General features: G+C 42.6%; 13 protein-coding genes and 1 other annotated feature. Of the genes, 9 read left to right on the top strand and 4 right to left on the bottom strand.

The annotated features are described in order from the left end of the window. Positions 1–32: 32 nt before the first annotated feature. From ccsA to ACVHUV_RS15410, 7 genes are all read left to right on the top strand, one after another. Positions 33–863 (top strand): cytochrome c biogenesis protein CcsA, encoded by an 831-nt coding sequence (gene ccsA / locus ACVHUV_RS15440; RefSeq protein ID WP_317942334.1) that lies wholly within the window; start codon positions 33–35, stop codon positions 861–863. 69 nt (positions 864–932) lie between these two features. Further along, positions 933–1,862, top strand: coding sequence for a hydroxymethylbilane synthase (gene hemC / locus ACVHUV_RS15435; protein ID WP_462085190.1), 930 nt, complete (start codon positions 933–935; stop codon positions 1,860–1,862). Beyond that, the gene (locus tag ACVHUV_RS15430) at positions 1,855–2,619 is read left to right on the top strand and encodes a uroporphyrinogen-III synthase (RefSeq protein WP_462085189.1); all 765 of its coding nucleotides are present in this window, start codon (positions 1,855–1,857) and stop codon (positions 2,617–2,619) included. The genes hemC and ACVHUV_RS15430 overlap by 8 nt, the downstream gene beginning before the upstream one ends. Continuing rightward, complete coding sequence (gene hemB / locus ACVHUV_RS15425; RefSeq protein ID WP_371389441.1) at positions 2,616–3,596, top strand: porphobilinogen synthase; 981 nt, start codon at positions 2,616–2,618, stop codon at positions 3,594–3,596. Before ACVHUV_RS15430 ends, hemB begins: the two co-directional genes overlap by 4 nt. Continuing rightward, positions 3,597–4,889: a glutamate-1-semialdehyde 2,1-aminomutase gene (gene hemL, locus ACVHUV_RS15420; RefSeq protein ID WP_462085188.1), complete on the top strand. Its 1,293-nt coding sequence runs from the start codon at positions 3,597–3,599 to the stop codon at positions 4,887–4,889. Positions 4,890–5,137: 248 nt separating this feature from the next. Further along, complete coding sequence (locus ACVHUV_RS15415; protein ID WP_462085187.1) at positions 5,138–5,353, top strand: hypothetical protein; 216 nt, start codon at positions 5,138–5,140, stop codon at positions 5,351–5,353. A gap of 11 nt (positions 5,354–5,364) precedes the next feature. Then, on the top strand, positions 5,365–5,775 hold the full coding sequence (locus tag ACVHUV_RS15410; protein ID WP_462085186.1) for a hypothetical protein: 411 nt from the start codon (positions 5,365–5,367) through the stop codon (positions 5,773–5,775). On the opposite strand, the gene ACVHUV_RS18880 is transcribed toward ACVHUV_RS15410, so the two are convergent. Next, a complete protein-coding gene (locus ACVHUV_RS18880; RefSeq protein ID WP_317942333.1) occupies positions 5,743–5,934 on the bottom strand; it encodes a YszA family small membrane protein in 192 nt (63 codons plus the stop codon). The genes ACVHUV_RS15410 and ACVHUV_RS18880 overlap by 33 nt on opposite strands. Positions 5,935–6,001: 67 nt before the next feature. Further along, positions 6,002–6,221, top strand: a binding site (T-box leader). Positions 6,222–6,291: 70 nt separating this feature from the next. Here ACVHUV_RS18880 and ACVHUV_RS15405 point away from each other — a divergent pair. Next, entirely contained in the window at positions 6,292–8,937 is a 2,646-nt protein-coding gene (locus ACVHUV_RS15405) for a valine--tRNA ligase (RefSeq protein ID WP_462085185.1), read from the top strand. Positions 8,938–9,127: 190 nt separating this feature from the next. Here ACVHUV_RS15405 and ACVHUV_RS15400 read toward each other — a convergent pair whose 3' ends face one another. Genes ACVHUV_RS15400 through ACVHUV_RS15390 form a run of 3 tightly spaced genes read right to left on the bottom strand, consistent with a single transcriptional unit; the run spans position 9,128 to position 11,069 of the window. Continuing rightward, entirely contained in the window at positions 9,128–9,385 is a 258-nt protein-coding gene (locus ACVHUV_RS15400; RefSeq protein ID WP_462085184.1) for a hypothetical protein, read from the bottom strand. Positions 9,386–9,414: 29 nt separating this feature from the next. Next, entirely contained in the window at positions 9,415–10,206 is a 792-nt protein-coding gene (locus tag ACVHUV_RS15395; RefSeq protein WP_462085183.1) for an ATP-grasp domain-containing protein, read from the bottom strand. After that, positions 10,203–11,069 (bottom strand): ATP-grasp domain-containing protein, encoded by an 867-nt coding sequence (locus ACVHUV_RS15390; RefSeq protein WP_462085182.1) that lies wholly within the window; start codon positions 11,067–11,069, stop codon positions 10,203–10,205. The genes ACVHUV_RS15395 and ACVHUV_RS15390 overlap by 4 nt, the downstream gene beginning before the upstream one ends. Before the next feature lie 62 nt (positions 11,070–11,131). Between ACVHUV_RS15390 and ACVHUV_RS15385 the strand changes: the two genes are divergently transcribed. After that, positions 11,132–12,349, top strand: coding sequence for a bifunctional folylpolyglutamate synthase/dihydrofolate synthase (locus ACVHUV_RS15385; protein WP_462085181.1), 1,218 nt, complete (start codon positions 11,132–11,134; stop codon positions 12,347–12,349). Positions 12,350–12,358: the final 9 nt, after the last annotated feature.

Raw genomic sequence — 12,358 nt, 5'->3', positions numbered from 1 at the left:
ACGATCTTCATGTGAAAGGCAGAGAGTGCATCATGGCTGAATTAACAATGGCGAGATTTCATGAAGTGATCGTCATTCTGTATGCGGTGAGCCTTGTTTTTTATTTTGTTGACTACTTGAATAAAAACAGATTGGCTCACCGCAGTGGTTTTTTCATTTTATCGATCGTATATATGATGCAAAGCGGCTACCTGCTATGGCGACTTGTTGAGACCCAACGTTTACCAATCCTTTCCCTTTACGAAGGGATTTATTTTTATGCATGGCTACTGATCAGCTTATCAATGGTTCTTCAACTTGTTTCGAAAGTCGGTTTTGCCGTTTTCTTTTTGAATGGAATAGGCTTTGTATTTATGACGATCTATACATTTGCACCTTTACAGCTTGAGCAGTCGCCAATTGGCGATTCACTTATATCCGAATTATTAATTATTCATATAACTTTTGCAATCTTTTCTTATGCAGCTTTTTCCATGTCTTTTGTTTTCTCAATTCTCTACTTGTTAGTTTATAAGTTGTTGAAACAGAAAAAATGGTCTAAGCAGTTTGGACGCTTACCTGCACTTCAAACTTCTTTGACAGGTATGAAAGCCTCCATTTATGTAGGAATACCAATCTTATTTGTTAGTTTGATCTTAGGGACACAGTGGGCATTTGTTGCACTGGATGATTGGTCACTTACAGATATTAAAATTATTGGCTCATTTTTTATCATTTTCATTTATAGTTTAGTATTGTTCTTACAACGAAGAGGTAAACTGACAGCAAATGATTTTGCTTGGGCGAACGTCTTCGCTTTTCTATTTGTTATCGTCAACTTTTTCTTAGGGAGCAAGTTGTCCCAATTCCATTTTTGGATGTAAGACGCAAACAGAAACACTTACTCGTTTTTATGAGCAATTAATAAACTTACCACCGGAAGGAAGATACAATTGAGAAAAATCATCGTAGGTTCACGAAGAAGTAAGCTTGCATTGACACAAACAAATTGGTTCATCGATCAGATGAAGGCCGCAGGAGCTCCTTTTGAATTTGAGGTGAAGGAAATCGTCACAAAAGGTGACCAAATCCTGGATGTTATGCTATCCAAAGTCGGTGGTAAAGGCTTGTTCGTAAAAGAAATTGAACAAGCATTGTTTAACAAAGAGATCGATTTTGCAGTCCACAGTATGAAAGATATGCCAGCCGTTCTTCCGGAAGGATTAACGATTGGTTGTATACCGCCACGTGTTGATGCACGGGATGCTTATATCGCAAGAGGGCATGTTAAGTTCATGGACTTGCCGGTCGGAGCAGTTGTCGGTACATCCAGTTTACGTCGTAGCTCACAATTACTCTTGCTACGACCTGACTTGGACATTAAATGGATCCGCGGCAATATTGATACGCGTCTTAAGAAAATGCAAGATGGCGAGTATGACGCGATTTTATTGGCTGCAGCTGGTTTGAAGCGTATGGGCTGGAGTGACGATGTCGTGACAGAGTATATGTCGATTGAAGACTGTATACCTGCAGTTGGACAAGGAGCTTTAGCGATTGAATGTCGCACAGAAGATACAGAGTTGCTAACGGAATTGAAAAAAATGTCAGATGACAAAACGTGGAATGAAGTTGATGCTGAGCGAACGTTCTTATCCGAAATGGATGGATCTTGCCAAGTCCCAATTGCAGGGTTTGCACACACTGTTGGAGAGGAAATAACTTTTACAGGTTTTATCGCTTCTCCTGATGCGAAACAAGTCTATAAAAAAACAGTCAGTGGAAAAGATCCGATTGCGTTAGGAAAATCTGTTGCATCTACTTTGCGTGCGGAAGGTGCTGCCGAAGTCATCCAGAAAGTGAAGGCTGAAATGGATGCCTAAACGGTACCCTTTGCAAGGTGAAACGGTCATATTTACCGGGACACTAAAATCACCAGATGCGCTAGAACTTGTGAAGGAATATGGAGGCAATCCTCATTCTTTACCACTCATCCAGGTGAACGAAATTGAACAAACAACAGATAATGAGCGACTGTTGGAAGCCGCACACTATGATTGGCTTATTTTCACAAGCCAAAATGCGGTTCAGGTGTTTCATGAAAAAATGCTTCGTCATGCTATAAAATCTGCACAAATTCCATGTAAAATTGCTGCGGTAGGTAGCCAGACTGCTTCTGCTTTAGAGAAGATCGGGTTTACTGTTTCTTTTATCCCTACAACTTTCAGTGCGGATGTGTTTGTCCAGCAGTTTAAACCAGAAGGAACAAACCTCTTAAAAGTACTGTTTCTTAGAGGCTCTCTCGCAGGAAGTATTATACGTGAGGAATTGCCGTTTCAAGTGGAGGAATGGACAGTTTATGAAACAGGTGCGAAGCCCGCTTCTATCATTTCCATTGTGGAATTGTTAAAAACGGAGAAGAACTGTACAATTTTATTTGCTAGCCCATCTGCCGTGCATGTTTACGAACAAGGCGCTGCACCGATAATCGGTTGGGAAGGGTTCACGATAGGCGCAATAGGGCATGTAACAGAAAAAGCGTTGCTTGCTGCAGGAGCGACCGTTCACGTGAAACCAGAGACCTATACGTTAAAGGAACTCGTCAACGCTTTGGCGAGGCGAAAGGAAGTAATTCAATGACACAGCTACAATTTCGACGCAATCGACGTCTTCGTAATTCTTCTACATTACGTTCGATGGTAAGAGAGACACACTTACGTAAAGAAGACTTCATTTACCCTTTATTTGTAATTGAAGGGGAAAATGTTAAAAACGAAATCAATTCAATGCCCGGTATTTATCAATTATCACTTGACCGACTACTAGAGGAAATGAAAGAAGTGCATGCATTAGGCATTCCTTCCGTCATTCTTTTCGGTATCCCGGCAGAGAAGGATGCAGTTGGAACAGGTGCCTACGCCGCTGAAGGAATTGTGCAACAGGCAACACGTCTCATTAAAGAAGCGTATCCTGATCTTATCGTCATTGCAGATACTTGCTTATGTGAATATACCGATCATGGTCATTGTGGTGTTGTCCATGGCGACAAAGTATTGAATGACCCATCGTTAGACTTATTAGTAAAGACGGCAATTAGTCAGGCTGAAGCGGGTGCCGATATTATTGCACCATCCAATATGATGGACGGATTTGTCATTGCGATCCGACAAGGATTGGACGCTGCAGGCTTTGAACATATTCCAATTATGTCCTATGCAGTAAAGTATGCTTCTGCATACTACGGTCCTTTCCGTGATGCGGCTGACTCTGCTCCGCAATTTGGTGACCGGAAAACGTATCAAATGGATCCGGCAAATCGTATGGAAGCGCTTCGAGAAGCGGAATCAGATGTTGTAGAAGGTGCAGATTTCTTAATCGTCAAACCTGCATTATCGTACTTGGATATTATGCGTGATGTGAAAAACAATGTGTTGTTGCCTGTAGTCGCTTATAACGTCAGTGGAGAATACTCCATGGTGAAAGCAGCTGCACAAAACGGTTGGATTAACGAAAAAGAAATTGTGCTGGAAACGTTGACGAGTATGAAACGTGCAGGTGCAGATCTCATTATGACATACCATGCTAAAGACGCAGCGCGTTGGTTGGAGGGAAACTGAATGGGTAGAAACTATGAACAATCCAAACAAGCTTTTGCTGAAGCGGTTCAGCTTATGCCTGGAGGGGTGAATTCTCCAGTTCGTGCATTTAAATCGGTCAATATGGACCCGATTTTCATGGAAAGCGGAAAAGGACCAATCATTACCGATATCGATGGGAATGAATATATCGATTATGTGTTATCATGGGGTCCGCTTATTTTAGGTCATACCGATGAGGATGTCGTTGAGGCTATTAAAAAGGTTGCTGAAACGGGTACGAGCTTCGGTGCACCGACGCTATTGGAAAATGAATTGGCACAAATCGTTATCGATCGAGTTCCATCCATCGAAGTTGTTCGTATGGTTTCATCGGGAACAGAAGCGACGATGAGTGCATTACGGCTTGCTAGAGGGTACACAGGAAGAAACAAAATCTTGAAGTTTGAAGGATGCTACCATGGGCACGGCGATTCATTGCTTATTAAAGCGGGTTCCGGTGTTGCAACACTCGGTCTTCCAGATAGTCCAGGGGTGCCTGAAGGAGTAGCAAACAATACAATTACGGTCGCATACAACGACTTAGACGGTGTCAAGCAAGTGTTTGAACAATTTGGCGATGACCTTGCGGGTGTTATTGTCGAACCGGTTGCAGGGAACATGGGTGTCGTTCCACCAGAACCTGGTTTCCTTGAAGCATTGCGTGAAATGACAGAAGCAAATGGCACGCTACTCATTTTTGATGAAGTAATGACTGGCTTCCGTGTAGATTACAATTGCGCACAAGGATATTTTGGCGTAACACCAGACCTTACTTGCCTTGGTAAAGTTATCGGTGGAGGCCTACCAGTCGGCGCATATGGTGGTAAACGCGAAATTATGGAAAACATCGCGCCAGCAGGAACGGTTTATCAAGCAGGAACACTTTCAGGAAATCCACTCGCTATGACTGCTGGTATCGCGACATTGAAAAAATTGACGCCTGCCTCCTACGATCATTTTAAAAAGCTTGGCGATCAATTGGAAGCGGGCTTCCGTGAAGCAGCGACGAAATGCAATATTCCGCATACTGTTAACCGTGCTGGGTCTATGATTGGCTTCTTTTTCACGAACGAAAAAGTTTACAATTATGACCAGGCAAGAACATCGGACTTGGAACTGTTCGCAGAATACTTCCGTTTGATGGCGGAAGAAGGCATATTCCTACCACCATCCCAATTTGAAGGCATGTTCTTGTCCACTGCACATACAGAAGAGCATATTGAAAAGACGGTTCAAGCTTTCCATAAAGTGTTTGCACAATTAGCGAAGTAAGATAAGCTAGGGCACACATTTGAGTGTTGCGATTGAGACCTGATACTAAACAAAACCGTGTGAGAATCCAAGACATGAAAACTTGGTTTCACACGGTTTTTGTGTTGATAAAAAACAACCTGGTGAATCTCGTGATTCCATGCGTGTTCCATTCAGTGTTGAACTCACCATTCTTTTCCGCGCAACTTCTACTTTCATTTTCTTCGCATATAATGGCAAAGGAACGATACTGGGGAGGGAATCGGAGAATGAAAACATTACAATGGAATATGGAAGAAGTATTTTATTTCCCATCTGAAGTTGGCGTCCCTTCAGAAAATGGGACAGTCAAAGTGAAAGCAGGATTTACTGAAAATCGAACGGACGATGCTGTACGATTGACAGGATCTATCATATTGCTGCAAATGTCGATTTTGCTGAAGGTCAACGACAGGACGTCTTACCGGAAGAAACCGTCTATGTAGATGATGTGGAATTGGACGGACAATCAGGGTATTTTGAGTATGCTGTGCCATTATACGTGGATTTACCACCTGAAGTGACGCAGCCTTTAAAGGTGGAGGCGACGGATGTCCAAACTGCAACCGATGAAAACGGTGCATTTAAAGTTTCTTGGTGTGTTACATGCTCGTACGATGATGCAGTCGCTGAAGCGGAAATTGAAGAAGAGGCGGTGGAGGACAAGGCGACAGGGCAGCATTCAGCAGAAGCAACTCAAACAGAAGCCTTTGACCAAAAGCACCAAGCGAGTCGGGAAGTGGCAGTGTATGACAGCAGTTCGCTAACGACAAAAGATGACGTACTGTCATACATCGCCACATTGCCTGATGAATGGACGTCAACCACTTTTCGTTCAAATGATGTCTTTGTACAGCAGGAAAGCTAATCCTGCGAGTATGCATAATAATAAAAAATCACCTGTCGTCGGTACGATTAAAAGGCGGATCAATTGAAAAATGGCAATTGGGATAATGATCCCTTTGCAATAAAATCTTGTTTTTCGTAACCATGGCGGTAGTAAATACGGGTTGTAACCTCGTCTCATCATTTCATCCTTTCTAATTGTACTTGACGCAAGCTCCTCCAGTCAGCTACAATAAGCGTAACTAGATAATGATGCGTTGATTGGGATAGTACGCAACATCATTCATTTCAGAGAGGGTCTGGTCGCTGAGAGGGCCTATGAATGGGTTGAAGAAAGTCACCCAGGAGCAGTTCCCGTGAAATTACGTAGCGGGAGCCGGTTTGAAGCCGTTACTTGTTATTGAGGTGCAAATGATCGCTATTTGCACGAATAAAGGTGGTACCACGGATAACTCCTTCGTCCTTTTCGACGAGTGGAGTTTTTTTGTTGCCGTTTTTATGCAGAAGCGTATCAGACAAGTCACAAGGAGGAGTTTACATGTCAACAGAAAACATTTCGATGCCAACAAAATATGAACCGCAATCAATTGAAGCAGGTCGCTATGAATGGTGGCTTCAAGGCAGTTATTTTGAAGCACAACCAAAGAGCGGAAAAGAGCCGTACACAATTGTCATTCCACCACCGAACGTAACGGGTAAACTACATTTAGGGCATGCTTGGGATACGACGCTTCAAGATATTTTGATCCGTATGAAGCGTATGCAAGGCTATGACGCGTTATGGTTACCGGGTATGGACCATGCGGGCATTGCTACACAAGCGAAAGTGGAAGAGAAACTCCGTGCCGATGGAATAACACGTTATGATTTGGGACGTGAAAAATTCCTTGAAGAGACATGGAAATGGAAAGAAGAATATGCAGGGCATATCCGGGCACAATGGGCAAAATTAGGCCTTGCACTTGACTACTCAAGAGAGCGTTTCACGTTAGATGAAGGTCTTTCTAAAGCTGTACGAGAAGTGTTCGTAAAGCTGTATGAGAAAGATTATATTTACCGTGGCGAATACATTATTAACTGGGATCCAGCGACGAAGACGGCACTATCCGATATCGAAGTGATTCACAAAGACGTGCAGGGTGCATTCTATCATATGCGCTACCCACTCGCTGATGGAACAGGTAGTATTGAAATTGCTACGACACGTCCTGAAACGATGTTAGGGGACACGGCAGTCGCAGTACACCCAGAGGACGAAAGGTATAAGCATTTAATTGGCAAAATGGTGAAATTGCCGATTGTCGGAAGAGAGATTCCAATCGTTGCGGATGATTATGTCGATATGGAATTTGGAAGTGGCGCTGTAAAAATCACACCTGCTCACGACCCGAACGACTTTGAAATTGGAAACCGTCATGACCTTCCTCGTGTACTTGTCATGAATGAAGACGGCTCTATGAATGAGCTTGCTGGCAAATATAACGGAATGGACCGTTTTGAGTGCCGAAAAGCAATCGTTAAGGACTTGCAAGAGATGGGTGTGTTATTTAAAATCGAAGACCATATGCATTCTGTTGGACACTCGGAAAGAAGTGGGGCAGTCGTCGAACCGTACTTGTCGACACAATGGTTTGTACGCATGGCGCCTCTTGCAGAAGAAGCGATTAAACTCCAACAGAGCGAAGGGAAAGTCAACTTTGTTCCAGAGCGTTTTGAAAAGACGTATTTGAATTGGATGGAAAATATCCACGATTGGTGTATCTCGCGTCAATTGTGGTGGGGCCATCGAATTCCTGCTTGGTATCATAAAGAGACAGGTGAAGTATATGTAGGGCATGACGCACCAGCTGACATCGAAAATTGGCATCAGGAGGAAGACGTACTTGATACTTGGTTCTCCTCTGCGTTGTGGCCGTTTTCAACGATGGGTTGGCCGGATGTAAACAACGAAGAATTCCAACGTTATTATCCGAACGCTGCCCTTGTAACAGGATATGATATTATCTTCTTCTGGGTTTCTAGAATGATCTTCCAAGGACTGGAGTTTACGAATGAACGTCCGTTTAAAGATGTGTTAATACACGGTTTAGTGCGAGCTGAAGATGGTCGCAAAATGTCTAAATCACTTGGTAATGGTGTCGATCCGATGGATGTGATTGATCAATACGGTGCAGATGCTTTGCGCTACTTCCTGGCAACAGGCTCTTCTCCAGGTCAAGATCTACGTTATTCAACAGAGAAGGTTGAAGCAATTTGGAACTTCGCCAATAAAATTTGGAACGCATCCCGTTTTGCGTTAATGAATATGGATGGCATGACCTATGACGAAATCGATTTGACAGGTGAAAAATCCGTTGCGGATGCTTGGATTCTTACACGTCTCAATGAAACGATCGAACAAGTAACAAAACTTGCAGAGCGTTATGAATTTGGGGAAGTGGGCCGTGCATTGTACAACTTCATCTGGGATGATTTCTGTGACTGGTACATTGAAATGGCGAAATTGCCATTATACGGTGAAGACGAAGCGGCGAAGAAAACGACTCGTTCGGTACTCGCATATGTTTTAGACAACACAATGCGTTTGCTACACCCACTTATGCCGTTCATTACAGAAGAGATTTGGCAAAACTTGCCTCATGAAGGCGAGTCCATCACAGTTGCGGCATGGCCGGTAGCTGATCCAGCGTTGACGGACACTGCGAAAGCGTCAAATATGAAGTTACTCGTCGATCTCATTCATGCGGTCCGTAACATCCGTGCTGAAGTGAATACACCGATGAGCAAGAAAGTTCCACTTTATATTGCGGCGAAAGACGAAGCAGCAGTAGCTGTTTTGGAAGCGAACCGTAATTACATCGAGCGCTTCTGTAATCCAGAAACACTTGAAATTGGCGTCGGCATCTCGGCACCAGGCAAATCAATGTCAGCTGTTATCACTGGCGCTGAACTATTCCTTCCTCTCGAAGGTCTTCTCAATATCGATGAAGAAATCGAACGTTTGAAGAAGGAACTTGCGAAGTGGGAAGGCGAAGTGAAACGTGTTCAAGGCAAGTTATCGAATGAACGGTTCGTTTCAAAAGCCCCTGAAGCTGTCGTTGAAGAAGAACGTGCGAAAGAGAAAGATTATCTAGAAAAGAAAGCAGCCGTCGAACGCCGTATCGAGGAACTGCAAGAGATTTAAATGGAATGAGAAATCGAAGTTGAGTGCATTTGCTCAACTTCGATTTTTTTTATCGCGAGAGAGTGAGTTCTAAGTTTATTGGCTTGGACTGCATGCATCCGTTTGTCTGGCGCCGAACAAATTTGCAAATCAAAAATCGCATGAAACTAATTTCCCGTTAGCTTCATGCGATAGATAAGACGAACTAGTATTACACACTGTCCAATTTCCGAAATGCAAGGAATGAAAGAATTACGCCAAAAAAGAGGAGTCCATAGGGCAAAACAATATGCTCAATTCTAGGGTCTAACAAGAGAATGCCACCGACGATTGAAAGATGCAGTCCAAACAACATTGCGCCTACTGGCGAGTTGGACTTTTTCATTGTCCGGACGAAAAAGATCGTTGCAAAAACGAAAAGTGGTACGCCTATGAGAAGTGTTACAAACACAGTAACCATGGGGCTCATTGTATCATCCTTTTCTAAATAATCATCAATTACTTCAACGTATTCACGATGTATGCTATTAATTTCTCAGCAACTGAAAAATCATGCGTTACATACAGAGAACGTGCGCCGACGGGGTCTTCAATTTCATTTAAGAGCCAACTGCCATCGGGACGTAGCAAAAAATCGATTCCAATATAATCGCTTTTTAATGCACGAGCAATCTGTTGTACTTCTGTCACTTGATCGTACGACAAACAATATTTTTCTACAGTTCCGCCTAACGTAAAATTTGATTTAAAAGATTGCACACCTGTACGTTTTACCGCACCAAGCACTTCATCACCAAGCATGAAAACACGTACGTCTTGCGCATTCGTTTCAATGAATGGTTGATAAATGAATTGTAACTGAGGGTTTTGTGTTGAGACATCTAATGCTTCTTGTCGCGAGTGACAAAGGTAAACGTTATTTCCCCCATAGCCATCGACCGATTTTAGGACAACCGGGTACGAATCGATTTCGTCAATTGTCCGTAATTTTTTTGTCGGTACACTACGTATGCCAAGCAACGAAACGAATTCATATGTCTTTAACTTGTCATTCGCAATTTCATTCACTTGCGAGCGATTAATAACCCGATGGCCGATTGACTCCCATTTGTAGGCTAAAGCAGGTGTGCGATCGCGGAAAAGAACGAAATCTGCTCCTTCACATGGTCGTTCATCATCCACGATTAGTCGTAATGAAATTCCTGCAGACTTGGCGTGTTGTTGTAAATCTTCAATGAAGGCGTAATTGCGTTTTGCTTCAATGGAAGAGTAGTAGAGATACCCTTTCATGAAAGCTTCCTAAGGATGTAGGCAATCATCCGGTCCGCGACGTTAATGCCTGTAACGGTGTAGATGTTGCGAATATGAGCAGCTGCATTCACTTCACAAACGAGTGGCTGTTCATTCTCTCCAAACAATAAATCTACGCCTGCAAATTCAGCACCGACTGCTTCTGCTGCCCGAATTGCTATTGTCTGTTGTTCCTTTGTCAATTCGATGACTGTTGCGACCCCGCCGTTTGTAATGTTTGCACGAAAATCTGTTTGAGATGAACGATGCATAGCCGCAACAACTTCGCCACCAACAATATTGACACGGATATCTCTTCCTCTACTCGTTGCGATGAATTGCTGAAACACATAATCGACGCCACGCAATGCATCCACTTTTTCAAAGAAATCTTTTTCTGTTTCAATTAAATACACTTTCATCCCGAAAGAACCGTGACCTTCCTTAATGATTAACGGTAAGCCTAATGTTTTAAGGACTTTTTCGTAATAACCTGAACCTTCAATTGTAAAATTCGGATACACTTTTGGGGCAATAATTGTTTCAGGCATTGGGATGTTATGCGTTGCCAATTGAATGTATTGTTTCGCTTTATTGTCACATGTTTCAATGACGACAGGGTCATTAAACACCGCAATTCCAGCATTTTTTAAGTAGGTTGCTAATAAAATATCCTTATCTAAAAAAACAACAAAATGAGGGGGGGAGGCCAACTCTTCATGCAGATTCATTAGGACTTCATAGTTCTTTTTTATAAATGCTTGCACACCTGCGCGCTCAGCAGCTTCTTTCATCAGTTCCGCTTGATCGCGAAATTTATCGCTCGTCAAACTACCATTATAAATAATCCAACAACTTTTCATATCAATTCCTCCGCACATGCTATACTTTACCTAAGCTGATTCTATCATAAGGAGCGAGACAATTGATTCCTAAACTTAATGAGTATAAAGAACGATTTAACATACAAAGTGCAAATGAAATTAAACCCGGCTTAGCAAGCATTCAAGCAGCGTTACAGAAAGTAGAGAATCCTCAAAGAGATTTACAGTTCATTCACGTCGCAGGCACGAACGGAAAGGGGTCTACTGTCGCGTTCATGGAGTCAATTTTAAATGAGCATGGCTATACGACAGGCGTGTTTTCATCACCCGCGATACAGGATGTACATGATCAAATTCGTATTGCAGGTCGTCCAATTGCAACAGAAGAGATGGACAGTACCTTTGAGAAGATTAGAAGAGCGGGTATTAGCGGTATGCTGACAGACTTTGAGTTGTTGACTGTAGCTGCATTCGTTACATTTGAACGGTTACGACCTGATTATATTCTCCTGGAATGTGGGATGGGAGGCCTGCTTGACAGTACGAATGTCGTTACTCCACTTGTGTCGGTCATTACGTCAATTGCGAAAGATCATGAAGCTTTTTTAGGCACAACGATTGAAGCAATTACTACACAGAAGGCAGGCATTATTAAAGAAGGCATTCCTGTTGTAGTAGGAGAAGTGCCTGTAGAGGCTGAGCAAATCATCCGATTGAAAGCTTTAGAAACGAAGAGTGAAGTTGTTGTATACGGAGAAGATTTCTATATGGATGAAGACAAGCACTTCCATGGGTGTCTACAGGTCTTTATTCCAAAAAGAGAGATGAAAGGTCCGCATCAAGCAATTAATGCTTCACTTGCAATTGAAGCATTAGGGAAAGCGGGTATCTCATTGCATGAAAAACAAGTCGCAAAAGGCATTGCAGAAACATCTCTACCTTTTCGTTTTCAAGAAATCAAACCGGGTGTGTTTGTTGATGGGGCCCATAATCCAGCCGCTGCAAAAAGATTGACCGAAACAATCGAACGTCAATTTCCAGGTGAAAAAGTGGATTTTGTTGTGGGGATGCTAAAAACGAAAGATGTAAAAGCAACGTTGGATGAACTTATACCGGTCGCAGCAAGCTTTACGTTTGTTACATTCCAGCATCCACAAGCTGCAAGTGTAGAGGAATTATTGGAGAATTGTCAATATAATAGAAAAAAGGTGACAAACGCCAACGATAATACTATAATACTAGTAAGGGAAGGTTCAAGAAAGAAGATAGTAGTAGGTTCTCTCTATTTTCTTACAAGTCTTTTGGACTATAAATACTAATTTACTTCG

This window comes from Sporosarcina saromensis, from assembly GCF_054901285.1.
Note: the sequence above shows the minus strand (reverse complement) of the source record. Positions and strands in the feature narration are given on the sequence as shown.